The organism is Martinezella sp. CNPSo 3964 (genome assembly GCF_057784375.1).
In genome coordinates this window covers 638,671-662,807 of sequence record NZ_JBXSOW010000003.1, presented here as the reverse complement: position 1 = coordinate 662,807, position 24,137 = coordinate 638,671, and the positions used below count along the sequence as shown (strand labels likewise).

Here is a 24,137-nt window from a genome sequence, read left to right as displayed (position 1 = left end):
CGAATAAATCGGCCGGCCTCGCTTCTAGTTCTGGCTGACGAGATCGTCGTCGCGCAGGCGAAATTCGAGCATCAGGCTGCGCTGCAGGATCGAATGATTGTCGTCCGAGACCAGAATGAGGTGAAGCGAGCCATCGGCGGTGCGAAAGACGTCGATGCCTTCCATATTGTCGATCTGCTCTCGCGTGCTGGCTTCGAAGATGACATTGCCATCCACAACGGCGCCCGGCTTGATATCAGCGCCAGCAATGCGGCGGATGCGCACGCCAAGGCCATGCATCAGCCCGAAGCGCCGCTCCAGCAGCAATAGGTCGCCATCAGGCAGAAAGACGCCATCGCTGACACTGAACTCGCCATCATGCCGGACGGTGAAGCGACCACTCAACGGACCGTCCAGAATGGCGGCAAGCATATTGCCCTCATCATCCCGGCTATCTTCCGTAACGATGACAGCACCGCCGGCAAGCGGGCTCGACTGCGGCGCAATCATCAGCGCCTCGAGGCTGCGATTCGCGCGCAGCTGCAATCTCGGGATCGGGAGTGGCAAGGTGCCGTCAGGTGGTGAAATCTCGAAGCCCGGGTCGGGATAGGCGTCGATGCGATGATATTGTTCGTAGCTGACAAGGACATGATCGTCTCGCAGCGCCAGCCCCTCCGCATCCATACCGCTCCTGCCGGCGTCTGTGCCGCCGTGACGATCGATCATAGGCAAGATACGGGTGTCGCTGATACCCTTCAGCCGGCCCTCATCGTCGCGCTCGATCGCTCCCGTCAGCCAATGACCGGTATCCAGTACCGAAATGAAATGCCGCAGGTCGGAACGGAAACGAATGGCAGAGATGGCTCCGAGAAGCGCGTTGTCCGAACTGAGTTCAAGGCCGCCGACAAATTCCAGCGAACCGAATCGCGTTTCATTCGAGCCCGGCCTGAACGTGGAAATCACCGTGGCGCGGATATTTGCCGGACCGCCTTCCTCGCCATCATCGCCGGCGCTGCAGCCGACAAGCAATGTTGCCAAAACGGCTGCCATCAAAGCAGCCCATGCCCTGGATGCGCGGCGGCCTGAAGGAGCAGTGCCGCCGGCTGGAAAGGGCACCGGCCGCAAGGCCGATGCCGGAAGGAGCGACAGCGGGCTCAGCTGGCGCGGCGCATGCGCGAGCGCGGCATGCTCGTCTGATCCTCGAACAGCGAGGCAAGCTGTTCCGTCATGGCGCCAGCAAGCTCGTCGGCGTCGACGATGGTGACGGCGCGGCGATAATATCGCGTGACGTCATGGCCGATGCCGATCGCCAGCAGTTCGACGGGTGAACGCGTCTCGATCTGGTCGATCACGGCACGCAGGTGCCGCTCCAGATAATTGCCCGGATTAACCGACAGCGTGGAATCATCGACCGGCGCGCCGTCCGAGATCATCATCAGGATGCGGCGCTGCTCACGACGGCCAAGGAGACGGTTATGCGCCCAGATCAGCGCCTCGCCGTCGATGTTCTCCTTGAGCAGGCCCTCGCGCATCATCAGGCCGAGATTGCTGCGCGACCGGCGATAAGGCTCGTCCGCGGACTTGTAGATGATGTGGCGCAGGTCGTTCAGGCGGCCCGGCGTCTGCGGCTTGCCGCTGGCAAGCCACTTCTCGCGCGCCTGCCCGCCCTTCCAGGCCTTGGTGGTGAAGCCGAGGATCTCGACCTTCACGCCACAGCGCTCCAGCGTGCGGGCCAGGATGTCGGCGCAGGAGGCCGCAACCGTGATCGGCCGGCCGCGCATCGAGCCGGAATTGTCGATCAGCAGCGTCACGACCGTATCACGGAACTGCGTATCGCGCTCCATCTTGAATGACAGAGCCTGCATCGGGTCGATGATCAGGCGCGGCAGGCGTGCCGGATCGAGATAACCCTCTTCCAGATCAAAGTCCCACGAGCGGTTCTGCTGCGCCATCAGGCGGCGCTGCAGGCGGTTTGCCAGCCGACCGACGGCACCCTGCAGATGGGCGAGCTGCTTGTCGAGGAAAGCGCGCAAACGCTCCAGCTCGGCCACGTCGCACAATTCCTGTGCCGTCGTGGTCTCGTCGAACTCCTCCGTATAGACGTAGTAGTCGACCTTCTCGTTGAAGTCGGCGAAAGGCGTATTCGGACGGCGGGTCTCGCCCGGCGTTTCGGAATCTTCCTCGCCCTCTTCGCTCATGTCGTCGTCGGAGATCTCGCCGCCGTCTTCGGTCGCGCCGTCTTCCATCTGCTCGTCGGAAGCTTCGCTGTCCTCGGCCGGCGCGGCATCGGAGCCTTCGTCTTCCTTGACGTCGTCGTTATCCTGATCCTCGCCGTTCGGCTTGTCCTCTTCGCTCGGCTGCTCCTCGCTGTCGGGCTCGGATTGCTCGTCGCCATACTCCTCGGCCATTTCCATGGCTGTCAGAATGTTGCGCACGGCACGGGCAAAGCTCTGCTGGTCGTTGATCGCCGAAAGCAAGTTCTCGAGTTGACCGCCGGTCTTTTCCTCGATGAAGGGGCGCCAGAGGTCCAGCACCTTGCCGGCGCTTTCCGGTGGCTTCTGACCGGTCAGTTTCTCGCGCACGATCATCGCCATGGCTTCGCCGATCGGCGCATCCTCGCGTCGTTCGATGCCGGAGAAGTTCGCCTTGGCGTATTTCTCCGTATTCATGGAGTTGATGTTGGCGGCAACGCCGCTCATGCGCAGCGAACCGATCGATTCGACGCGTGCCTGCTCAACGGCATCGAAGATGCTGCGGGCATCCGCACCCTGGGGCGCCATGACGGCATGGACACGGGCATCGTGACATGCGAGCCGCAGCGCCATCGAATCGCCAAGCCCGCGGGTCACCGCGAGCTCATGGGCTGTCGGCCGTTTCGAAAGCTCCGGCAAGCGGATGCGCTCGCCAGTCATCCCCGGGCGTTCATTGGCGAATGCAACCTCGACCTCGGCATCGCCGGCGATCGAGCGCACACAGCCAGTGATCGCCCGGCGCAACGGCTCCATGTCCACCGGGGCACCCGGCTTCGCTTTGGAATTATCTCCGCGACCTGACATGATGTGTCGGCTTTTCCTTAGGCTTCGAGCACGATGTTGGCGGCACTTTCCTTCAGCTCGACACCAAAGGCGCGCTGATAGTGCTCGGCGACCAGCGGCCGCTCCAGCTCGTCACACTTGTTGAGGAAGGTGACGCGGAAGGCAAAGGCGACATCGCCGAAGATTTCCGCATTCTCGGCCCAGGTGATGACGGTACGCGGGCTCATGACGGTCGACAGGTCGCCATTCATGAAAGCCGCGCGCGTCAGGTCGGCAACGCGGACCATCTTGGAGACGGTATCGCGGCCCTTGTCGTTGCGGAAGGACTTCACCTTCGCCAGCACGATATCGACTTCGTTGTTATGCGGCAGGTAGTTCAGCGTCGTCACGATCGACCAGCGGTCCATCTGTGCCTGGTTGATCTGCTGCGTGCCGTGATAGAGGCCGGTGGTGTCACCGAGGCCGATGGTGTTGGCGGTTGCAAACAGGCGGAAGGCCGGGTGAGGGCGGATGACGCGGCTCTGGTCGAGCAGGGTCAGGCGGCCCGAGGATTCCAGCACGCGCTGGATGACGAACATCACGTCCGGACGGCCGGCATCGTATTCGTCGAAGACGAGCGCGACATTGTGCTGGTAGGCCCAGGGCAGAATACCGTCCTTGAATTCCGTAATCTGCAGACCATCCTTGACGACGATCGCATCCTTGCCGACGAGATCGATACGGCTGACGTGGCTATCGAGGTTGATACGCACGCACGGCCAGTTGAGGCGCGCAGCGACCTGCTCGATATGAGAGGACTTGCCAGTGCCGTGGTAGCCCGAGATCATCACGCGGCGGTTATGAGCAAAGCCGGCGAGAATGGCGAGCGTGGTCTCGCGGTCGAAGAGGTAATCCGTATCCAGATCGGGCACATAGGCGCTGCCCTGGCTGTAGGCAGGGACGCGGATGTCGGAATCAATGCCGAAAACTTCACGAACCGAAACGGTGGTGTCGGGAACTTCGGAAATATCAAGGTCAATCTTGCTCATCATGTCTCCAGGGCGGGTGGCTCTCACCCTGCCATATCAAACTCAGCCGATTTATCCGAAACGCCGCAGCTTGTTGCCCGCATCCGTTCGGACGGAACAGCGGCGATACTTCTCCGGGACTAAAGCAAAATCTCGGCGCGATGATACGATCGCTTGCGAGCATCCTTGAACAGAGTCCCCGGACAAGAAACGCCGCGTCCGGAAAGTTGACCGAGGTGCAGCCAGCCAAATGCGCACCCTGCCGCGGTTGCCCGCAGCTTCAGCCGATTTGGACCATACCTGATTGAAGGCGGAGAGCAAGGACGGGAATTAACAAAAACCGTTCTGCTTCAATAATTGATAGGCCTGAATAACCGCGCGAAAGCGTTCCTCCGATCCGCGGTCGCCGCCATTGGCATCGGGATGGTGCATTTTCACCAATTCCTTGTAGCGGCGCTTGATTTCCGGGGCCGAGGCGTTGGCGCCGAGACCCATGGTATCGAACGCTTTCGCTTCCAGCGTTTTCAGCTTGCGCTGCTGCGGGAAACGCGGGCCGCGACCCTGTCCCTCGCCTTCCTTGACGAAGCCGAACGGATCGCGGACGCGGGAATAGGAACCCGATCGGATATCGGAATGAAGCGGGCTGTTCTTGGCTGCCTTGTTGACGCCCACGGTCCAGGTCGGACGATGGCCGGTAATGGCTTCCTTCTGGTAGCGCGCGATCTCCCCGTCCGAGAGGCCGGAGAAATAATTATAGCCCTTGTTGTATTCCTTGACGTGCTCGAAGCAGAACAAAAAGAACTGCCCTTCCGCATTGCGCCCGACCGGGGCGCGATGCGTGCCGTGTTTGTCGCAGCCATCCCACTGGCACGTCGGCGGACCCTGTTCGGGCTCCTGCGCGCGTTTGCGGCGAGTGCGAATGCGATCGAAATATTTTGAATCAAGTCTCATGGCGTCCTAATTATGGGGCCTTGGATACCCCACAACAAGAATTGACAAACAGGAATGTTATAGGCTTTGTGGGAGCCTTTTTTCGTGAGCGAGGTCGACGCGGGAATATGGAAACGACACTGCAATCCCGCATTGAGCGGAAGCTCAACGACGCCTTTGCGCCCGAGCGCCTTGCCGTCATCAATGAAAGCCACCTTCATGCGGGTCACCAGCCCGACATGACCGGAACCGGCGAAACTCATATAAGAGTTCGCATCGTTTCCGCCAAGTTTTCGGGCATGCCGCGCCTTGCGCGCCACAGGGCGATCAACGAGCTGTTGAAGCCGGAACTGGATGCCGGCCTGCATGCGCTGGCCGTGGAGCCCGCCGCTCCGGGAGAGGCAGTGCGCTGGTAGGCGGGCACAGCGTATAGCTTAGCCACGCCGGCCCCCAACTGCGCATCAAGCTCCGACAAAATTGAAAAGTGGCGCCATGTTGCCGGCATCCGCGGCCCGAAGAGCGAGGATGTAGGCGTTCCGTCGCTCGTTATCGGCTTGCAGATCCACGCCACTCGCCCACTCAATCGGCGGGTGCCCGAAATAGTCTTGAAGGAAAAGATCAGCCGCTATGCGAGCGTGCCGGCCGTTTCCGTTCGGGAAAGGATGTATCTGCACCATTCTATGATGAAAGCAAGCAGCAGCTTCCTTGGGCGGAAACACCAAATGTCCGGCCCAATAGCGCGCATTGTCCAAGAGGATCCGAAGCTGAACAGATATTTGAAATGGGTCGATACCAATGTTTTTCTCGGTCAGACGATAGGTTCCAGCCCATATCCAAACGTCGCCAAACAACCTCTTGTGGAGTGCCCTTACAAACTCATCCGTCAGGATGTCACCCGTCCGCCGCCGCGCTGCCCAGCGAAGACCGGCCGTGATGTTTGCGCTTTCAAGCTCGTCGAGTTGAAGGCGAGTCGTGATGTGCTTGAATTTCAGTCCCTCGATATCGTCAACGTCAAGCGGCGTCGCGCCCTCCGGTTCCTGAAACATCAATCCGCCGCCCAGAGATCCGATGGTCTTTTTTCCGCGATTTCCCTGGCAAGGCTTTCGATCTCGTCATTGAGAATATCCAGCTGCAGGGCCTGCTTCTCCAAGGCCATATGGGCATTAGTCCGATAGATCATCGACCGTGCCTTTGTCCGCGCTTGATCCATGATCATCTCTTCAACGGAACCCTTCGGCACGATGCCATAAACGAAACGCCCTCCCATCGCTTCCGCAAGCTTTTCCAGCTGCCCGATGGAAATCGTCTTCAAACGCTCATTTTGCTCCGCCTGATAAATCGCACCACGGCTTACCGCCAGCCGACCCGCAAGCTGCTGTACGGACATTCCAAGCGCCTTCCTCATAGTGGTTATCCAGCCTTCAGGCGGCGAATCGCTCCAGAGCTGGCCCGCAGCTTTATCGACCAGCCTGGCATATTGCTTCGCCACTGCTTTTTTTACACTCATCGAGTTTGCCGCCAACACCTATTTGCCCATCTATAGCTATACGATTTTAAAAATTTTGTACAGGCAAAGCGATACAAAAACATAAAAATTGTATATCTATATATATACATATAAAGCATAATTGCGCAGTCAACGCTTAACATGAGGTACTTCCTCATGCTTTTCACGACCAATTTATCTCTTGAGATCAAGCCTACTCCGGCTTTGCCTCTTCCGTCTCGGCGGGGCGAATACGCAGCTTGGTGATGCGGTTCTTTTCCCGCTTCATGACGATGAAGCGCTTGCCGTAGAAGGTGAAGGCTTGGCGCTCTTCGGGGATGGTCATCGATTCGTGGATGACGAGGCCGGCGATCGTCGTCGCCTCCTCGTCGGGCAGATCCCAGTCGAGCGCGCGGTTCAGGTCGCGAATCGGCACGACGCCATCGACGACGATCGAACCGTCGGCTTCCTGGCGCACACCCTGGATATCGAGGTCGTGCTCGTCGGCGATATCCCCAACGATTTCTTCCAGAATGTCTTCCAGGGTGACGATGCCCTGCACCTCGCCATATTCGTCGACGACCACGGCGAAATGCTGCTTGCGGCGCAGGAAGGCATTGAGCTGGTCTTCGAGATTGGTGCTGTCGGGCACGAACCAGGGCTTTTGCGCGATCTTGACGATATCGAGGTTTTCCGGCTCGACATTGCGCTCCGCCAGCGCCCGCAGCAGATCCTTGGCATGAACGACGCCGATGATGTTGTCGATCGTGCCGCGCCAGAGCGGCATGCGCGTATAGGGGCTGTCGAGGATCGCGCGCACCACGACCTCGGGCGGATCGTCGGCATTGATGGCCCGCATCGCCGTGCGGTGCACCATGATGTCGGACAGCTCCAACTCGCCGAGATCGAGCACGCCGCCCAGACGGTCGCGATCGGCCTTGACCACGGAACCCTCACGGTGAAGCAGGTCCACGGCGCCGCGCAGCTCCTCATGCGCCGATAACATCGACACCTCCCTGGAGAGGTTGATGCCGAACAGGCCAAGGATCCAGCGAACGATGGCATTGACGAAACTTGAGATCGGGCCGACGAAGGCAACGAACAGCCGCACGGTGCCGGCCACATTGAGCGCGAAGCGATCCGGCGTTGAAATCGCCCAGCTTTTCGGCAGCACTTCAGCAAAAATGACGAGAATGACGGTCATCGCCGCCGTCGCCAGCGCCACGCCGGAATTGCCGAACAGGCCGAGGAAGACGCTGGTCGCAAGCGAAGAGGCCAGGATGTTTGCGAGATTGTTGCCGATCAGCAGGGCACCGATCAGCCGGTCGCGACGCTCGATGAGGCGCCGCACGATCCCGGCCTGTTCGTCGCCATTTGCTTCGAGTGTATGGATGCGCGTGCGCGAGACGGCGGTCAGCGCGGTTTCCGAACCGGAGAAGAAGGCTGACAGCAGCACCAGCGCGATGATCGAGACGATCTCGGGCCAATATTCGAACAATACAGCCAGCGTGCCCTCGACGGTCATCAGGGATGCTTTTCCTTCAGGAAACTCAAGACTTCGGAGGACGGCACATCATCGGCAACGAAGGATTGGCCGATGCCATGCGTGAGGATGAAGGTGAGTTTGCCGCTCTTGACTTTCTTGTCCTGCGCGATCGCATCCATCAGCGTTTCGGCTGGCGGCAGCGCACCCGGAATATCGCCCATCCGGGTCGGCAAGCCCACAGCCCTCAGATGCGCCTCGACGCGCCTGGCGTCATCCGGACTTGCCAGATTGAGGCGCGCGGAAAATTCATGCGCCAGCACCATGCCGATCGCGACGCCCTCGCCATGCACCAGCCGGCGGCTGTCATAGGCGGTGGCCGCCTCCAGCGCGTGGCCAAAGGTGTGGCCGAGATTGAGCAGGGCGCGAGGGCCGTTTTCGCGTTCATCGGCAACGACGACGTCAGACTTTGCCTGGCAACTTGCCGCGATCGCCTCGATGCGAGCAGCACCGCCCGAGAAGACTTGCCTCCAGTTCGCCTCGAGCCAGGCGAAGAAATCGGGCTTGTCGATCAGGCCGTATTTGGCGACTTCGGCGTAACCGGCGCGGAATTCGCGCTCGCTCAGCGTATTCAGCACGTCGGTATCGGCTAGCACGAGGTCTGGCTGATGGAAGACGCCGAGTAGGTTCTTGCCGTGATGGGTGTTGATGCCGGTCTTGCCGCCGACCGACGAATCCACCTGCGACAGCAGCGAGGTCGGAATCTGGACGAAACGAACGCCGCGCCGCACGATGCCGGCGGCAAAGCCCGAGAGATCGCCGATGACACCGCCGCCAAGCGCAATCACCGCATCGTTGCGCTCGACGCGCGCCGTCAACACCGCATCGCAGACGGTGATCAGGTGCTCGAAGCTCTTGGTCTTTTCGCCGGCGGGCAAAACGAGGCTGGAGGCCTGGACACCGGCCGCTTCAAGGCTGGTGACCAATGCGCCGAGATAAAGCGGCGCGACGTTTTCATCGGTGATGATGGCGGCCTTGCGGCCCTTCAGCCGCGCGGCGATCTCTTGGCCTGCACGCGCGATCAGGCCGGGGCCGATCAGGATGTCATAGGCACGCTCGCCAAGAGGTACGCGTACGAGACGCTCAGCGGAAGCCGGTGTGATCGCATTCATCGTATTTTGCTTTCTGCTTTCTTTCCCTCGGCGATGGCGGCAAGAACTTCCTTGACCATGATATCCTTGCTCACGTCGCGGGAGAGAACCGTGATATCGGCTTCCGCATAGATCGGATAGCGTGCATTCATCAGGTTCTCGAGGGTCTGTTTCGGATTCTCGGTCTTGAGCAGAGGACGCGTCTCACGCTTGTTCACCCGGTCCCACAGCACGTCGAGATCGGCCTTCAGCCAGACGGAAAGGCTGCCGCGCTTGACATGCAGCCGCGTGCTTTCGTTGATGAACGCGCCGCCACCCGTCGAAACGACGCGTGGGCCGCCCTTGAGGAGCCGCTTGATGACGCGCGTTTCCAGCGCCCGGAACTCCTGCTCACCATAGGCAGCAAACAGTTCGGCGATCGTCATGCGCGACACGCGCTCGATTTCAACGTCCGTATCGACGAAGGGAAGGCCGAGCTGCTGCGCAACGGGCCGGCCGATCGAGGATTTTCCTGCCCCCATCAATCCCACGAAAACGAGATTGCGCTGACCCAGCGCAGCACGCGCCCTGTCTTTGAGGCTCTCGGCAAGGGTCAGGACTTGTTCACTCATCGGCCCATTCACAATTTCTTTGGAAACGGTATCGTCAAATGCACCGGTAGCGTCAAGACGCCGCTGCCGTAAACATGTCTGCAATATCCTTCAGCTAACCCTTGAAGGACATAATTATTGCGCATCGCCACGCCAATGAACGGCGAAGGAGAGTTTTCGAATGCCGACCCTGTTTCGCTTCCTTGTCATCTGCGCGGTCATCGCCGGATCGATCTATGGAGCGATGTGGGCGCTCGTGCTCTTCGTCGATCCCCAACCGCGCGATGTGACGATCCGCGTTGCTCCCGAACGCCTGAACCCGCCGACGACAGGCTCGCTGAAACCATGAGCGGGCAAGCTGAAAATGTACGAGCGGGCAAGAGGGATCTGGGGCGAGTGCATCTGGAAGCCTTTCTCGAGATGATGAGCGCCGAGCGCGGCGCCGCCGTCAACACCCTGCAATCCTACGAGCGTGATCTCGACGATCTCCATACCTTCTTGTCCCAACAGGGCGTGCGCCTGACGGAAGCCGGCTCCAGCGATCTGGGCTCATACCTTTCCAGCCTGTCGAGCCAGGGCTTCAAGCCGTCCTCCCAGGCACGCCGCCTCTCGGCCATGCGGCAATTCTACAAGTTCCTCTATGCCGAAGGTCTGCGCACCGACGATCCGACGGGAATTCTCGATGCGCCGAAGAAAGGCCGCGCCCTTCCGAAGACGATGGGCGTCGATGAGGTGACAAAGCTTCTGACCCAGGCAGAACAGGAGGCGGCGGTCGAAGGGCCTGACCGGCTGCAGCGCTTGCGTATGCTGGTGCTTCTGGAAATGCTCTATGCGACGGGTATGCGCGTGAGCGAACTCATCTCTCTGCCGGCAAAGGTGCTGGATCAGGAAGGCCGCTTCCTGATGATCCGTGGCAAAGGCAACAAGGAGCGGCTGGTGCCGCTGTCGCATTCCGCCATTTCGGCGTTGAAGACCTATGGACGGCTGCAGGCCGAGATTGCCGCGAACGCCAAGAACCCTGCCCCCGAAAGCCCATGGCTTTTCCCCGCCGCCTCCAGACAGGGCTACCTGCCGCGTCAGGTTTTTGCGCGCGATCTCAAGGACCTTGCCATCCGGGCCGGTCTGACGCCTTCGCTGATCTCGCCGCATGTGATGCGCCATGCCTTCGCAAGCCATCTTCTCGCCAATGGCGCAGACCTGCGCGTCGTGCAGGAACTTCTCGGCCATTCGGACATTTCGACGACGCAAATCTATACACATGTGCTGGAAGAACGCCTTCATCAGCTGGTCCAAACGCATCACCCCCTTGCCAAACAGGCAAAAAAACAGGATTAGGACCGGCATACAGGCTGAAGCCGCCATCTCTCGTAACGGGCAAAAGGATCGGAAACGCACCTCATGCACAATTATCTGGACTTCGAAAAACCCATCTCGGATCTCGAAGGCAAGATTCACGAGCTCAAGAAACTGGCGAGCGAAGACGAAAGCATCGACACGTCCGAAGAAGTCGGGCGGCTTGAAATCCGCGTTCGCGAGGCGATGGCCGATATCTATTCCAAGCTCAACGCCTGGCAGAAGACGCAGGTCGCCCGCCACCCGCAGCGCCCGCATTTCGTCGACTATGCCAGCACGCTCTTTACCGAATTCACGCCGTTGGCCGGCGATCGCCAATTCTCCGAAGACGCCGCCATCCAGGCAGGCTTTGCCCGCTTCCGCGGTCAGCCGGTCGCCCTCATCGGCCAGGAGAAGGGCAACGACACCAAGAGCCGCCTGAAGCACAATTTCGGCAGCGCCCGGCCGGAAGGCTACCGCAAGGCGATCCGCATCCTCGAAATGGCCGACCGCTTCCAGTTGCCCGTCATCACGCTGGTCGACACCGCCGGCGCCTATCCGGGCGTCGGAGCAGAAGAACGCGGCCAGGCCGAAGCGATCGCCCGCTCGACCGAGATGTGTCTCGGCGTGAAGGTGCCGATCATCTCCATCGTCATCGGCGAAGGTGGCTCCGGCGGCGCCATCGCGATCGCCGTCGGCAACCGCGTCTATATGCTCGAACATTCGATCTATAGCGTCATTTCGCCCGAAGGCGCGGCCTCGATCCTGTGGCGCGATTCAACGCGCGCCAAGGAAGCCGCGACCAACATGAAGATCACGGCCGATGATCTGAAAGGCCTCGGTGTCATCGATGGCATCATCTCCGAGCCAGTCGGCGGCGCGCATCGCGATCCGAACGCGGTGATAAGCTCGGCCGGTGAGACGATTGCGAACGCGCTCGCAGAACTTTCCAGCCGTTCGGGCGAACAATTGCGGAGCGACCGCCGCCAGAAATTCCTCAACATCGGTCGCAATCTCTAAGCAGCATTCGGAAAAAGTGATCGCTGAAAGCGGGAATGAGGCCAAACCTTGGCCACATTTCCGTTATCGAAGCTTTTATGGCAAAGAAAAGCTTGCCGGCGCGCCGCAGGCACGTCATAGGCTGGTAAGGAATTTTCAAGTATAAGCCGTCTATGATTCCGTTTCATGCTTCGAGGGGAGTGGCGAAACAGATCGAGCTGCCACTCTTCGCATTTATGGGCTAAGTCAGAATGCGCATCCGTCACCTTGCCTACGTTTCCCTGATGGCGCTGGCCCTCGCCGGCTGCAACGACGCGCTGGACACCGCGTCGATCGACTTGTCGAAGGTGAAGAACAAGGTCGAACAACCGCTTCCGAGCCATATCCTTGCTGACATGGCCAAGAAGGGCATGGACCGCAACTCGCCGATCATGATCCGCATCTTCAAGGAAGAAGGTGCGATGGAAATCCTGAAGGCAAACCAGAACAATCGCTTCGAGGTCATCGCGGATTACAAGATCTGCGCCTGGTCCGGCCGTCTTGGTCCGAAGGTGAAGGAAGGTGACCGGCAGGCGCCGGAAGGCTTCTACATGCTGACGCCGGCCAACCTGAATCCGAATTCGAAATATTATCTCGCCATCAACACCGGCTTCCCGAACCGCTACGATGCCGCCAACGGCCGCACCGGCGCCGATCTGATGATCCATGGCGCCTGCTCGTCGTCCGGCTGCTATTCGATGACCGACCAGCAGGTACTCGAGATCTATGCCTTCGCGCGCGACGCCTTCAAGGGTGGCCAGAAGGCAGTTCAGCTCGAAGCCTTCCCCTTCCGCATGACGGCAGAGAATATGTGGAAGCACCGACTGAGCCCCAATATCGAATTCTGGAAGATGCTGAAGGTCGGCTACGACAATTTCGAAGTCACCAAGCGCCCGCCCGAGGTCGAGGTCTGTGAGAAGAAATACGTCTTCAACCAGCAGGCCAGCGGCCCGTTCAACGCCGGCGGCAAGTGCCCTGTCATGACGACGCCGCCCGCCTTGCAGACAGCGCTTTCGACCTACGACAAGCAGTATCAGGCGGACTATGCCACCGCGTCGAAGAAGTTCGATGGCATGGCCTGGTACGATCCGAGCGAAGCCGAGCGCAAGGCCGTCGTCGCCAAGCAGCGCAAGGGCCACGATATCGCCTATGCCCCCACAGGCACCGCCCTTGCCGCCGGCAAGATGATGAAGGTCGCCGATCTCGAATCGATGATGTCCAACCAGTCTGCGCAGCAGGTGGCACGTGGCGGCACGGCAATCAGCCCGACGGGCAACCCGACGACGGCAAGCATTCGCGTGGCAACGGCGACCCCTGCCCCCGCAGCAGGCGCTCCATTGGCAACCGCTCAGCAGCCCGCGGGCGGCCCGGTCGTTGCAGCCAACGTCCCGGCGAATGTGCCGATCCCGACAGCAAACCCGATGAACCCCGGCCTCGATGCGCTCGCCTATGCGCCAGCCCCCGCCGTCGAGACTGCGCAGACCGAGGCCAAGAAGCCGCCCTTCTGGAAGTTCTGGGCCAAGAGTGAATAGTCCGGATACCGAGATCTACGATCTGCGCGGCCTGAAATGTCCCTATCCGGCGATCAAGACGGAAAAGCGCCTGCGCGGCATGGCAAGCGGCGCGACATTGACCGTGGAAACGACGGACCCGCTTGCCACCATCGACATCCCTCATCTCTGCAATGAAAAGGGCCACACGCTTCTCGTGAGCGAGAAGACCGACAGCGGCCATCGATTTGTGATCCGCAAGGGGTGATCATTTGCGACCGGGGCCATCCTCTTGGTTCGAGGGTCGCCATGCTCCCACCTTACCATGAAGATGGAGCGACTGCGGGTTATCCTTGTCGCGCCGCCTTCTCTCCGATCATGGGCGATAGTGTGGCCAAGATCAGCCTCACCCTGAGCCTGTCGAAGGCCGAGGCGGGTTGTTGGATCTCATCAGGATTTAACTAAAACTTCATCCCCGGCACGGCGAGCGGATTGTCCTGCAGCGCCGCCCTGTCCGGCGTATCCACGCGCGGCTTGCTGAGAAAGGCGTCGAACAGGCCCTTCACGAAATCCTCAGGCAGATCCTTGGTAATGATGACCATGCGCGTGCGCCGGTCTTCGGGATCGGGCCAGGCCGGCAATCGTTCGGGCGCATGAAAGATGTTCTGCACGCCATGCAGCACGACGGGCCGCTCCGGCCGGTCGGACACCGCAACGATCGCCTTCATGCGCAGCAACTTCTCGCCATGGGCGGAGCGGAGGAGGTCGATGAACATCTCCAGCGCCATCGGATCGATAGGCTGGGTCTCGACGATCGAGAAGGATCGGATCGAACCGTCATGGCGCGTGACGTCATGGGCGTGTTGATGCCGATAGCCGTGGTGATGCCCGTGATGGTGGTGATGACCATGATCGCCATGATGGTGGCCGTGATCATGGTCATCATGATGATGATCGTCGTCCGCCTCCAGCTCGTCCTGCAGCCAGCGGCCGACATCGGCAATCTTGGATGCGGGATCATAGAGGCCGTTGATGAGAATGGCGGCGCGGCCGGCTTCGTCGCTGTCGGCGTTCAGGATCTGCGCACGCGGATTGAGTGCCCTCAGCCGGTTCTCCAGCTGCTCTTCCGGCACAGCTCCGGCAATCCCGGTCTTGGACACGATCAACCGATCGGCAACCGCTACCTGTTTGCGCGCCTCTTCGTGATTGTCGAGCGTCTGCAGGCCGTTGACGGCATCGACGACGGTAATCACGCCATCCAGATCGAAATTGGTCGCGATGATCGGATTGCCCATGATCGACTGCATGACCGGTGCGGGATCGGCAAGGCCGGTCGTTTCGATGACGACGCGCTTCAGCGGCCGGATACGGCCGGTCTGCATCGCGTCCATCAGATTTGCCAGCGTATCCACCAGCTCGCCGCGCACCGTACAGCACAGGCAACCATCGGAGAGCTCGATGATGGCATCGCCGGAGCTTTCCACCAGCAGATGGTCGATGCCGACATCGCCGAACTCGTTGATGATGACGGCTGCATCGCGCATATCCTCATCCTTGAGGATACGGTTGAGCAGGGTCGACTTACCCGCACCGAGAAAGCCGGTCAGGATAGCAACCGGCACTCTTTGCTGCGAAACGCTCATGGTGAAATCCGATATTTAGAAAGTGGGACGCGGCATCGGGATCGGCACGCTGGACGCGCTGCCCGAAACGGCGATCTTATTGTCCTTCGTCGCCTTGTCGCCTCTGGCCGTCACATCGTCCTTGTCGCCCTTGGCGGCGGTTGCGATATCCTGACCGCCGATCAGGCCGGCATAGACGAAATTGGGCTCATGGTCCATTTCGTGGATATAGGGCGACTGCACCTTGGTGCGGCCAAAAGGATCGCGGGTTTCGCTGCGCGCCTGCGCGCCCTTGGTGCTGCAGATGTCGGCCGTGACATCGGCGACATCGGCCGCAAGCGGCGCGTCGGGCCTGAGGGTCGCCAGCGTATCGCGGGTGGACAGCTGGTTCTGGAAACCCTTTTCCAGGAAATTGGCGGAATCGTCGGCGCGCGCCGCCAGGCTGTCGGTGCCGAGCACGACCGAGATCAGCGTGCGGCCATTGCGGGTTGCCGAGGCGATCTGGTTGAAGCCGGCCGCGCAGATAAAGCCGGTCTTCATGCCATCGGCGCCGTCGAAGCGGCCGATGAGCATGTTGATGTTCGGCACCTGCTTGACGCCGTTGGTGAAACCTTCGAGCGAGAAATAGCCGGCATATTGCGGAAACTCGCGGCGAAGCGCGACACTGAGAATGGCGAGATCTCGCGCCGTCGTATACTGCCCCTTGCCGGGCAGGCCGTTCGGATTGATGAAATGCGAGTCGCGCATGCCGAGGCGGGCAGCCTCCGCATTCATCCGTGCCACGAAGCCCTGCTGCGAGCCGCCGACCGTCTCGGCGACGGCCATGGCGAGATCGTTTGCCGATTTGACCAGCATCATCTTCAAGGCATTGTCGAGCGTCATCTTCTGGCCCGGCTTGAAGTACATCTTCGCCGGTGGCTGCGCCGCTGCAAGCTTCGACATCACGACAGGCGTATCGAGCCGGATCTGGCCGGACTGGAGCGCCCGGAAGGTGACATAGGTCGTCATCAGCTTGGTGAGCGAAGCGGGATACCAGCGGCGAAACGCCTCCTGCTGGTCGAGGACGCGGCCCGTGCTGACATCGACGAGAATATGCGGATTGGCTCCGGCCGTCTGCGCGGTCGAAAGGAAAAGCATGGATGCTGCTGCGGCCATAGGAACGAGCCGCAGGGCGGCATACAAACGATTCTGCTTCGTCGGCACGATCTATCCTTCAGAAGTCCGGAATTTTCTCGAAAGCTTCGTCTATTTAACCTATATGGCTAGGAGAAGGCAAAGGCGATTGACGACTTTATTTCCCGCTGGCACGCCACAAAGGCCGCGACAAGCTCGCTAAGGCTGTGCCAAGGACCCGCAAGTTGAACCAGAATCGATATTGAGCAGCAGGAAAATCAGCATGCCGATCTTGAACAGAGCCGCAGAACTCCAGGGCGAAGTGACCGAGTGGCGCCGCCATATCCATGCGCATCCCGAACTTCTCTATGCGGTGGAGAATACGGCCGCCTTCGTGGCCGAAAAACTGCGCGCCTTTGGCGTCGACGAGGTGGTGACCGGCATCGGCCGCACCGGCGTCGTCGGCCTGATCCGCGGCAAGGGCGAGGGACGCACGATCGGCCTGCGCGCCGATATGGACGCGCTGCCGCTCACCGAGATCACCGGCAAGCCCTATGCTTCCGAGACCCCCGGCAAGATGCACGCCTGCGGCCATGACGGCCACACCGCCATGCTGCTGGGTGCTGCGAAATACCTTGCCGAGAACCGCAATTTCAACGGCAACATCGCCGTCATCTTCCAGCCGGCCGAAGAAGGCGGCGCCGGCGGCGACGCCATGGTCAAGGACGGCATGATGGAGCGCTTCGAGATCGCCGAAGTCTACGGCATGCACAACATGCCGGGCCTGCCCGTCGGCCATTTCGCCATCCGCAAGGGCGCGATCATGGCTGCGACCGATGAGTTCACCGTCTCGATCAAGGGTGTCGGCGGCCATGCCGCCATGCCGCACATGACGATCGACCCGATCGCCATCGGCGCGCAGATCGTCTCCAATCTTCAGCTCATCGCCTCGCGCAGCGCCAACCCACTGAAATCGGTGGTGGTTTCCGTCACCAAGTTCAACGCCGGCAATGCGCATAACGTCATCCCGAACGATGCGAGCTTCGCCGGCACGGTGCGCACGCTCGATCCCGAGATGCGCGACCTTGCCGAGCAGCGCTTCAAGCAGATCGTGACGGGCATCGCGACCAGCCACGGCGCCGAAGTCGAGATCGAATTTCATCGCAACTACCCCGTCACCTTCAACCATGCCGACGAGACCGATCACGCGATTGCAGTCGCCGAGGAAATCGCCGGCACAGGCAATGTCATCCCGGATATCGACCCGATGATGGGCGGCGAGGATTTCTCCTACATGCTGCTTTCCCGCCCCGGCGCCTTCATCTTCGTCGGCAACGGCGACAGCGCCGGCCTGCACAACCCGGCCTACGACTTCAACGACGAAGCCATCGCCCACGGCATTTCCTACTGGGTACGGCTCGCCGAACAGCGCCTCAACGCCTGAGGCTTGATAATCACCCCGCGCAGCCGACAGGGCCGCGCGGGGGCGCACGTTCAAGACAGATTGTCTCCACGACGCAAAAAGGCTTGGCTTCGGGCCTTTGCTTTTGTATGGATCATGCCGAGTGGTCTCGTAGCTCAGCAGGATAGAGCATCAGATTCCTAATCTGAGGGTCACGCGTTCGAATCGCGTCGAGATCACCAAACAATTTCAAAGCGATAAGCTCGTTGCACCCCATTGAATTTACTCCGATTTGCATACCAGGGTAACAGATGGGGTAACGCATGATGTTGGTTGGCCAACGAATTTGTGGCGCGACTCGACGTTTGGCACTGTGGCGCGGCGCGACCTTTGGCACGGATCGTGCGTTAGCTTTGGCACGGCAAAATAAAACTTAATTCCCGACTGGCGGAAGATTGCGGGCATTGGCTGTCAACCAATCCATGATTTCGCCAAGTTCTTTAAGCTCTAGCGCGTCTGCGAGCACCGATTTCGTCGCAGGTAGCATTGTTGCCTCCTGCCTACAGCGATCCATTGCCCTGAAGATGCGCATGAAGTCGTATGGGTATTTAGCAAACAAGACAACAATCGCGTGACCGTCGCGGTATCGCCTTAGCTCGGTGCGAAGCGCATTTGTCGTAGACGCGATCAGGGTTTGATCGCTCTCGTTGTTTACAATCTTGTTCCGGAGAACGATGTCGGGGAACGGAGGCATCATGTTTCCGAAGCCATCGTCTACTGGTTTACCGCCGTCAAACGTCCATCCGTTTGTGTATTGACGCAACCTAGTTGCGAGCAGCGATGCGTGGGCTTGAAATTTGGCGACGGCCTCGGCCTCAGTGCTCGCTTTAACAAGCAGTTCAGTTTGTACCGCGAGGAGTTCTGCCTGTCTTCGCGCCTCTTCGACCTGGGCTTCCATAACCGTTCTATTTTGTTCGAACTCCCTCCTGGTCCGAGAGAGTTCGCGCCGCTGCTCCTTCAATTCTTGAGATTGAATGTATACGGCAAGGGCGACCCAGAAGAAGCCGACTGGCGCAAACACCCCTTGAAGATATGACCCGAAACTACCTGGATCGAGACACAAGATTGTTGGTCGGCAATCCCCGGTAGGAGCCTTCAGATAGGTGTAATAGATTGCGCATGCGGTCCAAGCCATCGTGGCAAGAATCGCCACGCCAAACGCAACGCCGTTACCCCTTACCTTCTCCTCAATTTTTGCAGTCACCACAGCACGCGCCTTCAATGCCAACTAAAAGGCATTGGTACCTTTTCCGCCCACGATTGAATAGTTCTACACAACTCGCTCGGCCTGGAAATTGGAGAACGTGCAGGTGGTGCGGGGAAGCTTCCGGAAAGAAGGTTAGTTACGCCAAACAATTCCCTTGCCCTCCGCTATCGTGCTCCCAAAGCAGAGCCCTTGGCTTCCGCGACTGAAGTCTGTGCATCATTGAACGCCCGATCAGCGTCGGGCAGCAGAAAACTGGTTCGCAGCGCCTCTTCAATTCCCTCCCTTGTGGTGACGTACACTCCCAATTCCGCTGCACGCGAAAGTTCTGCCTCTACACTGCTTCGCGGAAGCGAGGTAACCATTGCCGGCAACACTGCTAAATGGGCATTTCCGGATTTCTCCAATTGCTCTCTTACCTGATTTGCCCGCGCCACAACCTTCGGCAGCTTATTGTCTTCTTTCAGCATACCCATAGTGCATTCAACAACGATTACGTTGCCCGATGGCGTGGTAACCAGGAGGTCGGGACCCTCTTTCAGCTCAGGAATGGAACTTGTGCCAATCAGTGCGATGCTAAAGCCCCGAATCCACAGCAGCCACGAGATCGCCGTCTCAAAATCGTCCGATCTCGCTCCCTTGCCGGGTTGCCGGAAGAGAACTTCTGTGAGCTTTTTTAGCTCTTTGTCGAAGACCTCATAAGCCGATCTTCTGGGGTTCTGATGGTTATTTGGATCAATGATCCAGCCGAAACTTTCCGCACGTCCTTGATAGCCTGCGAAGCATTGCACAATCGCGGCGTTTGGCACTTTAATCTTGCTCTTGCCTCGCAACACTTGGCCGTCGTCACTCCACTCAAGCTCCTTTCCGACTAATTGACCGCGTGAGACGACCTCCCGGTTGCTCAACACTTTATAGCCAAGAAAGGCCTCATCGGCCTGATAAGGTTGCGAAAGAACTATGCCAATTGTGGCTTCGGTGCCGTCAACACGATGGTTTAAATCGACCACAACTACAGCCGGGGCGACAAGCTCTATCGTGACAAACCCGCGTTGGAAGTTCATGTGATATTTGCCCAACAGCTCATCGATGCTGTCGTAGGGCGGGTTCGCGCCGCGGACTTCCCAATCGAGTGATCGCCGGTCGACCAGTGTCTCCCGTTCGGGACCACTGACTGCTAAGACATCCAGCCGGGATTGCTGACCTGCCGGATGAAACTCTTCATACTCCCAGCGATAGCCGCCATCGAACTTAGGAAAGACAAACTCTCCCTCAGGTGTTTGCACGCGTCCGCGTTCTACGTCAGCAAGAAGATCAGCTAACGGCCCGTAGCTTTCCGACAGCAAGAACCGTCCTGCACGTATATTCGCTGATTGAAACGCCGATGGACTGTCGCCAGCGGGCGGGTCGAGCAAAATCCGTCCCTGCAGCAAAAACCATTGATTCGCGGATAGCACCGCAAAATATACGAAAGTAGCGCGTCCCATGGACGGGCGAAGCCGGTCTGCCGCTGAAAGAAACCGCTTGATAGAATTGTTTTCCATATCGTTGCTCGCCTTTCGAGTGATCAGCTTCGTTCCATTAATACCCCGTTCCCGAACTACATCAAATTACAAAACGGTTCTTGCAAATAGCCTTGAATCTCCCCTGTGGATGTCGTTTCGAAGGCTATCGGCTGGAGGGATTTCGCAAGAACTGGGTGCCTGTCAAAGACCCGGATCTCGAAATGAGGCTGAAATGCCGCCGCTGCCAGAAGCATGGTGAAGCCATTTTCATATTCAGACGAGCGAAGCGCTAGGCGAGACCTCAGAGGCGGCACGAGGCCGCGCCCGGTATGCAACGCAAGCACTGCGGCTTCTGCTGCCGATCGCAGATAGCGTCGGCTTCGGCAAGATAAGCATCATCTGCAACGAAGATAACCTTGCATCGAAGCGCGTTATCGAGAGAACAGGTGGTGTGCTCTGCCGCAAAGGCACGGATCCATCTGATTCTCCGGACATAACGAAGCTGTTCTACGATCTGCCAACTATTTGTAATTAAACGCATCCGGGTGATTACCCAGACTGCCCGTCAGCGCCGCATATAAAATCGTCCTGCCATCGATCGCTTCATTACCGGGACCGATGTTCATCCAGGTCAGCTTTTCGGATACGGTTTTCTGGTCGGCGACCCGAAGCACTCCATACATGATCTTCTTGCCGGGATCGTACAGGACGGCGATCTGCTCGTCGCCGCAGTCGTGCTGCTTGCAAGCGCTCATGACGTAGACCTTGTTTCCCCCGAATATGACCTCGTTGCCGGGGGATTCGACCGTCTTGCCGTTGATCCAATCCGGCAGCTTGCGTCCTTTCGCCATCGCCTTGAAGGTGGCGCTTGCCGCCGGATCCGAAGCTATTTCGCGGAATGTCGTGGGATGATCTTGTGCGGATGCACTTGTTGCGGCCGACAGGATGCTGGTGAAGGCTGCGGCCATCATAAGCTTTTTCATGTGTCTCCCTCAAAATGAAATGCAGGTTGGTGTTCTACCGAACGCAGGATAAACGAGGACTGAAGCTTGCGCTCAGCCGACGGCTATTCTGTTCCTCACCAGCCGCACACCTGGAATGGATTCCGCGACCGCGGTTGCCCGCTTCACCTCCTGATAGGTCGCGACCGAGCCGTCCAGGCGGATTTCCTGACCCGCCGCAGTCACTGTGACATCGGAAGCATCGATTCCGCCGGCAACGGCAAGCGCATTGGCAACCGCAGATTCGAGCGCTGAGCGCCTCGCCTGCTCGTTCTCCAGATAAAGTTCCATGCCGTGAAAGGTTGCCGCCTTAAAAACCATTCGTGACCCTCCGCATTCGAGTGGTCGGGAAACGCGGCACATCGCATTTGGTTCAAAAAAGGCTGAAAAATATCGCCAAATCAGTGATTTCGCCTTTCGCGCGCATTTTCGATCGTGCTGGAGGTTGCATAGAGGCGGACTTGCCGCTCCCGGCAATCCCCTGTAGAGCCATGGGGAACAGCAGCAAATGCGGATACCTGAATGAACACCGGCAGCACGGCGCGTCGTCGCCTGACGATATTGGGTTCGACCGGCTCCATCGGCCAGAACACGCTCGACGTCATCGCCCAGCTTGGCGGACGCGATGCCTTCGATATCGCCGCGATCACCGGGCATGACAATATCGAACTGCTGGCCGAGCAGGCCAGGGCTTGCGGCGCCGCCTTCGCCGTTACCGCCAGGGAAGAACGCTATCAGGATCTGAAGGATGCGCTCGCCGGATCCGGCATCGCCGTCGGCGCGGGCAAGAATGCTCTGATCGAAGCCGCCTCCATGCCCTCGGATTGGGTGATGGCGGCGATCGTCGGCACAGCCGGCCTGGCGCCGACGCTGGCGGCCGCGCGCCGTGGCGCCGATATCGCGCTTGCCAACAAGGAATGCCTCGTCTCCGCCGGCGATCTCTTCGTGCGCGCCGTGACGGAAGGCGGCGGCCGGCTGATCCCGGTCGACAGCGAACACAGCGCCATTTTCCAGGCGCTGGAAGACGACCAGCAGCACGCAGTGGAACGCATCATCATCACCGCGTCGGGCGGCCCCTTCCGCACCTGGACGCGCGAGCAGATGGCCAACGTCACGCCCGCCACAGCCCGCGCCCATCCCAACTGGTCGATGGGCTTCAAGATCTCCATCGGCAGCGCCTCGATGTTCAACAAGGCGCTGGAGATGATCGAAGCCAAGCATCTCTTCAATGTGCGGCCGGACCAGATCGAAGTGGTGGTTCACCCGCAATCCGTCATTCATTCGATGGTCGGCTATACGGATGGCTCGGTGCTGGCGCAGCTCGGCTGTCCCGACATGCGCACGGCGATCGGCTATGCGCTCACCTACCCCGCCCGCACGAAACTCAGCGTCGACCGGCTGGATTTCGCCAAGCTCGCCCGGCTCGATTTCGAGGCGCCGGATGAAGTCCGTTTCCCGGCTCTGCGCCTTGCCCGCACGGCGCTGGAGCGCGGCGGCCTGCAGGGCGCGATCATGAATGCCGCCGAGGAAATCGCCTTCCATGCCTTCGTGGATGGCCGCATCGGCTTCCTCGAAATGGCCGATATCGCCGAAGCCGTCATGGATGAGATGATTGCGACCGGCAGCGCCGAAACCATGGATGCCGTCTTCGCCGCCGACGAGGAAGCCCGCAGCCGCGCGGCCGTGCTGGTCGCCCAGCGCGACAAGGCAGCCTAAACTTCATCGCCGACAAAGCCTCCGGACAGATCATTCATGCCGCTTCACCTCGAAACGCCGCTCCTCGAATCCCGCCCGCTCAGCCAGGCATCGGGACGTTCCATCTGGCTGAAGATGGATGCGCTCCAGCCGCCCGGCTCCTTCAAAATCCGCGGCATCGGCGCTGCCTGCGAACATCATGCGAGAAACGGCAAGCAGCGCTTTGTCTCCTCCTCAGGCGGTAATGCCGGCATTGCTGTCGCCTATGCCGGCCGCCGCCTTTCGATCCCCGTATCGGTCTTCGTTCCCGAGACGACGACGGATCGGGCGAAGGCGCTGATCCGCCAGGAGGGCGCCGAGGTCTTCGTGCATGGCGCATCCTGGCAGGAGGCGAACGAACGCGCGCTTCAGGCAATCGATGCCGAGACGGCTTTCATCCATCCTTTCGATGATCCGCTGCTCTGGACCGGACACGCGACGATGATCGACGAGGTCGTCAGAGCCGGCGTGCAGTTCGATGCTGTCGTCCTTTCGGTCGGCGGCGGCGGGCTGTTGGCAGGCGTCTCGGAAGGGCTTGACCGCAACGGTCTGCAACATGTTCCGATCATCGCTGCCGAGACGGACGGAGCTGCCTCGCTCGCAGCTGCGGTGACATCAGGCAAACCAGTGGAATTGCCCGCCATCACCAGCATCGCAACATCGCTTGGCGCCCGCAAGGTTGCCGAGCGTGCCTTTGAAATTACTCAAAACAGGCCGGTCGATAGCATTGTCGTCAGTGATCGGGCTGCCGTCGATGCCTGCCTGCGCTTCCTTGACGATCACCGCGTCCTCGTGGAACCGGCTTGCGGTGCTGCACTGGCCGTCGCCTATACCCATGCCGATCGCCTGGCACACTTTGAGCGCGTGCTGATAATCGCCTGCGGCGGCGCGACCGCGACCCTCGCCCAGCTGCAGGCCTGGCAAGCATCCTGATCGCTGCCGGAAGCTTGGCGGCGGCGCCCTTCCATGCAAATG

The 24,137-nt window shown here is 59.8% G+C and carries 25 protein-coding genes and 1 tRNA gene; 11 read left to right on the top strand and 15 right to left on the bottom strand.

Annotation, left to right across the window (positions count from 1 at the left end; genetic code table 11):
• Nucleotides 1–24: 24 nt before the first annotated feature.
• The 4 genes from AC13Q5_RS13575 to AC13Q5_RS13560 all read right to left on the bottom strand — a co-directional run bounded on the left by AC13Q5_RS13575 (nt 25) and on the right by AC13Q5_RS13560 (nt 4,972).
• Nucleotides 25–1,029 carry an esterase-like activity of phytase family protein gene (locus AC13Q5_RS13575; protein WP_488501961.1) on the bottom strand — a complete coding sequence of 335 codons (1,005 nt, stop codon included), beginning with the start codon at nt 1,027–1,029 and terminating at the stop codon, nt 25–27.
• Between the two features lie 104 nt (nt 1,030–1,133).
• Nucleotides 1,134–3,035: a cobaltochelatase subunit CobT gene (gene cobT, locus AC13Q5_RS13570; RefSeq protein ID WP_488501960.1), complete on the bottom strand. Its 1,902-nt coding sequence runs from the start codon at nt 3,033–3,035 to the stop codon at nt 1,134–1,136.
• Nucleotides 3,036–3,052: 17 nt separating this feature from the next.
• Nucleotides 3,053–4,042 (bottom strand): cobaltochelatase subunit CobS, encoded by a 990-nt coding sequence (gene cobS / locus AC13Q5_RS13565; protein ID WP_075853744.1) that lies wholly within the window; start codon nt 4,040–4,042, stop codon nt 3,053–3,055.
• Nucleotides 4,043–4,351: 309 nt separating this feature from the next.
• Nucleotides 4,352–4,972: a J domain-containing protein gene (locus AC13Q5_RS13560; protein ID WP_075853743.1), complete on the bottom strand. Its 621-nt coding sequence runs from the start codon at nt 4,970–4,972 to the stop codon at nt 4,352–4,354.
• A gap of 107 nt (nt 4,973–5,079) precedes the next feature.
• Between AC13Q5_RS13560 and AC13Q5_RS13555 the strand changes: the two genes are divergently transcribed.
• Nucleotides 5,080–5,367, top strand: a complete 288-nt coding sequence (locus tag AC13Q5_RS13555) for a BolA family protein (RefSeq protein ID WP_075853742.1) — start codon at nt 5,080–5,082, stop codon at nt 5,365–5,367.
• A gap of 45 nt (nt 5,368–5,412) precedes the next feature.
• Here AC13Q5_RS13555 and AC13Q5_RS13550 read toward each other — a convergent pair whose 3' ends face one another.
• The 5 genes from AC13Q5_RS13550 to AC13Q5_RS13530 form a co-directional block, all read right to left on the bottom strand.
• A complete protein-coding gene (locus AC13Q5_RS13550; protein ID WP_488501959.1) occupies nt 5,413–5,997 on the bottom strand; it encodes a mobile mystery protein B in 585 nt (194 codons plus the stop codon).
• Nucleotides 5,997–6,473, bottom strand: a complete 477-nt coding sequence (locus tag AC13Q5_RS13545) for a mobile mystery protein A (protein ID WP_488501958.1) — start codon at nt 6,471–6,473, stop codon at nt 5,997–5,999. The genes AC13Q5_RS13550 and AC13Q5_RS13545 overlap by 1 nt, the downstream gene beginning before the upstream one ends.
• 178 nt (nt 6,474–6,651) lie before the next feature.
• Complete coding sequence (locus tag AC13Q5_RS13540; RefSeq protein WP_075853739.1) at nt 6,652–7,962, bottom strand: HlyC/CorC family transporter; 1,311 nt, start codon at nt 7,960–7,962, stop codon at nt 6,652–6,654.
• Nucleotides 7,962–9,092 carry a 3-dehydroquinate synthase gene (gene aroB / locus AC13Q5_RS13535; protein WP_488501957.1) on the bottom strand — a complete coding sequence of 377 codons (1,131 nt, stop codon included), beginning with the start codon at nt 9,090–9,092 and terminating at the stop codon, nt 7,962–7,964. Before aroB ends, AC13Q5_RS13540 begins: the two co-directional genes overlap by 1 nt.
• Nucleotides 9,089–9,682: a shikimate kinase gene (locus AC13Q5_RS13530; protein WP_075853737.1), complete on the bottom strand. Its 594-nt coding sequence runs from the start codon at nt 9,680–9,682 to the stop codon at nt 9,089–9,091. Before AC13Q5_RS13530 ends, aroB begins: the two co-directional genes overlap by 4 nt.
• 160 nt (nt 9,683–9,842) lie before the next feature.
• Here AC13Q5_RS13530 and AC13Q5_RS13525 point away from each other — a divergent pair, with 160 nt between their 5' ends.
• The 5 genes from AC13Q5_RS13525 to AC13Q5_RS13505 all read left to right on the top strand — a co-directional run bounded on the left by AC13Q5_RS13525 (nt 9,843) and on the right by AC13Q5_RS13505 (nt 13,789).
• Nucleotides 9,843–10,010, top strand: coding sequence for a hypothetical protein (locus AC13Q5_RS13525; protein ID WP_167459830.1), 168 nt, complete (start codon nt 9,843–9,845; stop codon nt 10,008–10,010).
• Complete coding sequence (xerD, locus tag AC13Q5_RS13520; protein ID WP_075853736.1) at nt 10,007–10,996, top strand: site-specific tyrosine recombinase XerD; 990 nt, start codon at nt 10,007–10,009, stop codon at nt 10,994–10,996. The genes AC13Q5_RS13525 and xerD overlap by 4 nt, the downstream gene beginning before the upstream one ends.
• A gap of 63 nt (nt 10,997–11,059) precedes the next feature.
• The gene (locus AC13Q5_RS13515; RefSeq protein ID WP_075853735.1) at nt 11,060–12,013 is read left to right on the top strand and encodes an acetyl-CoA carboxylase carboxyltransferase subunit alpha; all 954 of its coding nucleotides are present in this window, start codon (nt 11,060–11,062) and stop codon (nt 12,011–12,013) included.
• A 230-nt stretch (nt 12,014–12,243) separates the two neighbouring features.
• Entirely contained in the window at nt 12,244–13,563 is a 1,320-nt protein-coding gene (locus AC13Q5_RS13510) for a L,D-transpeptidase family protein (protein ID WP_488501956.1), read from the top strand.
• On the top strand, nt 13,556–13,789 hold the full coding sequence (locus AC13Q5_RS13505; RefSeq protein WP_075853733.1) for a sulfurtransferase TusA family protein: 234 nt from the start codon (nt 13,556–13,558) through the stop codon (nt 13,787–13,789). The genes AC13Q5_RS13510 and AC13Q5_RS13505 overlap by 8 nt, the downstream gene beginning before the upstream one ends.
• 193 nt (nt 13,790–13,982) lie before the next feature.
• On the opposite strand, the gene AC13Q5_RS13500 is transcribed toward AC13Q5_RS13505, so the two are convergent.
• Both AC13Q5_RS13500 and AC13Q5_RS13495 read right to left on the bottom strand, forming a co-directional pair.
• On the bottom strand, nt 13,983–15,164 hold the full coding sequence (locus tag AC13Q5_RS13500; protein WP_488501955.1) for a CobW family GTP-binding protein: 1,182 nt from the start codon (nt 15,162–15,164) through the stop codon (nt 13,983–13,985).
• Between the two features lie 15 nt (nt 15,165–15,179).
• Nucleotides 15,180–16,346: a D-alanyl-D-alanine carboxypeptidase family protein gene (locus tag AC13Q5_RS13495; RefSeq protein ID WP_488501954.1), complete on the bottom strand. Its 1,167-nt coding sequence runs from the start codon at nt 16,344–16,346 to the stop codon at nt 15,180–15,182.
• A gap of 193 nt (nt 16,347–16,539) precedes the next feature.
• Between AC13Q5_RS13495 and AC13Q5_RS13490 the strand changes: the two genes are divergently transcribed.
• The gene (locus AC13Q5_RS13490) at nt 16,540–17,700 is read left to right on the top strand and encodes a M20 aminoacylase family protein (RefSeq protein WP_488501953.1); all 1,161 of its coding nucleotides are present in this window, start codon (nt 16,540–16,542) and stop codon (nt 17,698–17,700) included.
• A gap of 123 nt (nt 17,701–17,823) precedes the next feature.
• A tRNA-Arg gene (locus AC13Q5_RS13485) sits at nt 17,824–17,900 on the top strand.
• A 191-nt stretch (nt 17,901–18,091) separates the two neighbouring features.
• On the opposite strand, the gene AC13Q5_RS13480 is transcribed toward AC13Q5_RS13485, so the two are convergent.
• A complete protein-coding gene (locus AC13Q5_RS13480) occupies nt 18,092–18,925 on the bottom strand; it encodes a hypothetical protein (RefSeq protein ID WP_488501952.1) in 834 nt (277 codons plus the stop codon).
• 164 nt (nt 18,926–19,089) lie between these two features.
• A complete protein-coding gene (locus tag AC13Q5_RS13475) occupies nt 19,090–20,466 on the bottom strand; it encodes a hypothetical protein (RefSeq protein WP_488501951.1) in 1,377 nt (458 codons plus the stop codon).
• Between the two features lie 232 nt (nt 20,467–20,698).
• On the opposite strand from AC13Q5_RS13475, the gene AC13Q5_RS13470 reads away from it, so the two are divergent.
• Nucleotides 20,699–20,962 carry a GNAT family N-acetyltransferase gene (locus tag AC13Q5_RS13470; protein ID WP_488502025.1) on the top strand — a complete coding sequence of 88 codons (264 nt, stop codon included), beginning with the start codon at nt 20,699–20,701 and terminating at the stop codon, nt 20,960–20,962.
• On the opposite strand, the gene AC13Q5_RS13465 is transcribed toward AC13Q5_RS13470, so the two are convergent.
• Nucleotides 20,949–21,395 carry an Ivy family c-type lysozyme inhibitor gene (locus AC13Q5_RS13465; protein ID WP_488501950.1) on the bottom strand — a complete coding sequence of 149 codons (447 nt, stop codon included), beginning with the start codon at nt 21,393–21,395 and terminating at the stop codon, nt 20,949–20,951. The genes AC13Q5_RS13470 and AC13Q5_RS13465 overlap by 14 nt on opposite strands.
• A gap of 87 nt (nt 21,396–21,482) precedes the next feature.
• On the bottom strand, nt 21,483–21,749 hold the full coding sequence (locus AC13Q5_RS13460) for a BON domain-containing protein (RefSeq protein WP_075853728.1): 267 nt from the start codon (nt 21,747–21,749) through the stop codon (nt 21,483–21,485).
• Between the two features lie 201 nt (nt 21,750–21,950).
• On the opposite strand from AC13Q5_RS13460, the gene dxr reads away from it, so the two are divergent.
• Complete coding sequence (dxr, locus tag AC13Q5_RS13455; RefSeq protein ID WP_488501949.1) at nt 21,951–23,144, top strand: 1-deoxy-D-xylulose-5-phosphate reductoisomerase; 1,194 nt, start codon at nt 21,951–21,953, stop codon at nt 23,142–23,144.
• Between the two features lie 36 nt (nt 23,145–23,180).
• The gene (locus tag AC13Q5_RS13450; protein ID WP_488501948.1) at nt 23,181–24,095 is read left to right on the top strand and encodes a pyridoxal-phosphate dependent enzyme; all 915 of its coding nucleotides are present in this window, start codon (nt 23,181–23,183) and stop codon (nt 24,093–24,095) included.
• The last annotated feature ends 42 nt before the right edge of the window (nt 24,096–24,137 follow it).

Coding starts and splice junctions, on each gene's coding strand:
- AC13Q5_RS13575 (WP_488501961.1), bottom strand. CDS start 1,029: ATGGCAGCCGTTTTGGCAACATTGCTTGTCGGCTGCAGCGCCGGCGAT.
- cobT (WP_488501960.1), bottom strand. CDS start 3,035: ATGTCAGGTCGCGGAGATAATTCCAAAGCGAAGCCGGGTGCCCCGGTG.
- cobS (WP_075853744.1), bottom strand. CDS start 4,042: ATGAGCAAGATTGACCTTGATATTTCCGAAGTTCCCGACACCACCGTT.
- AC13Q5_RS13560 (WP_075853743.1), bottom strand. CDS start 4,972: ATGAGACTTGATTCAAAATATTTCGATCGCATTCGCACTCGCCGCAAA.
- AC13Q5_RS13555 (WP_075853742.1), top strand. CDS start 5,080: ATGGAAACGACACTGCAATCCCGCATTGAGCGGAAGCTCAACGACGCC.
- AC13Q5_RS13550 (WP_488501959.1), bottom strand. CDS start 5,997: ATGTTTCAGGAACCGGAGGGCGCGACGCCGCTTGACGTTGACGATATC.
- AC13Q5_RS13540 (WP_075853739.1), bottom strand. CDS start 7,962: ATGACCGTCGAGGGCACGCTGGCTGTATTGTTCGAATATTGGCCCGAG.
- aroB (WP_488501957.1), bottom strand. CDS start 9,092: ATGAATGCGATCACACCGGCTTCCGCTGAGCGTCTCGTACGCGTACCT.
- AC13Q5_RS13530 (WP_075853737.1), bottom strand. CDS start 9,682: ATGAGTGAACAAGTCCTGACCCTTGCCGAGAGCCTCAAAGACAGGGCG.
- AC13Q5_RS13525 (WP_167459830.1), top strand. CDS start 9,843: ATGCCGACCCTGTTTCGCTTCCTTGTCATCTGCGCGGTCATCGCCGGA.
- xerD (WP_075853736.1), top strand. CDS start 10,007: ATGAGCGGGCAAGCTGAAAATGTACGAGCGGGCAAGAGGGATCTGGGG.
- AC13Q5_RS13515 (WP_075853735.1), top strand. CDS start 11,060: ATGCACAATTATCTGGACTTCGAAAAACCCATCTCGGATCTCGAAGGC.
- AC13Q5_RS13510 (WP_488501956.1), top strand. CDS start 12,244: ATGCGCATCCGTCACCTTGCCTACGTTTCCCTGATGGCGCTGGCCCTC.
- AC13Q5_RS13500 (WP_488501955.1), bottom strand. CDS start 15,164: ATGAGCGTTTCGCAGCAAAGAGTGCCGGTTGCTATCCTGACCGGCTTT.
- AC13Q5_RS13490 (WP_488501953.1), top strand. CDS start 16,540: ATGCCGATCTTGAACAGAGCCGCAGAACTCCAGGGCGAAGTGACCGAG.
- AC13Q5_RS13475 (WP_488501951.1), bottom strand. CDS start 20,466: ATGGAAAACAATTCTATCAAGCGGTTTCTTTCAGCGGCAGACCGGCTT.
- AC13Q5_RS13465 (WP_488501950.1), bottom strand. CDS start 21,395: ATGGCCGCAGCCTTCACCAGCATCCTGTCGGCCGCAACAAGTGCATCC.
- AC13Q5_RS13460 (WP_075853728.1), bottom strand. CDS start 21,749: ATGGTTTTTAAGGCGGCAACCTTTCACGGCATGGAACTTTATCTGGAG.
- dxr (WP_488501949.1), top strand. CDS start 21,951: ATGAACACCGGCAGCACGGCGCGTCGTCGCCTGACGATATTGGGTTCG.
- AC13Q5_RS13450 (WP_488501948.1), top strand. CDS start 23,181: ATGCCGCTTCACCTCGAAACGCCGCTCCTCGAATCCCGCCCGCTCAGC.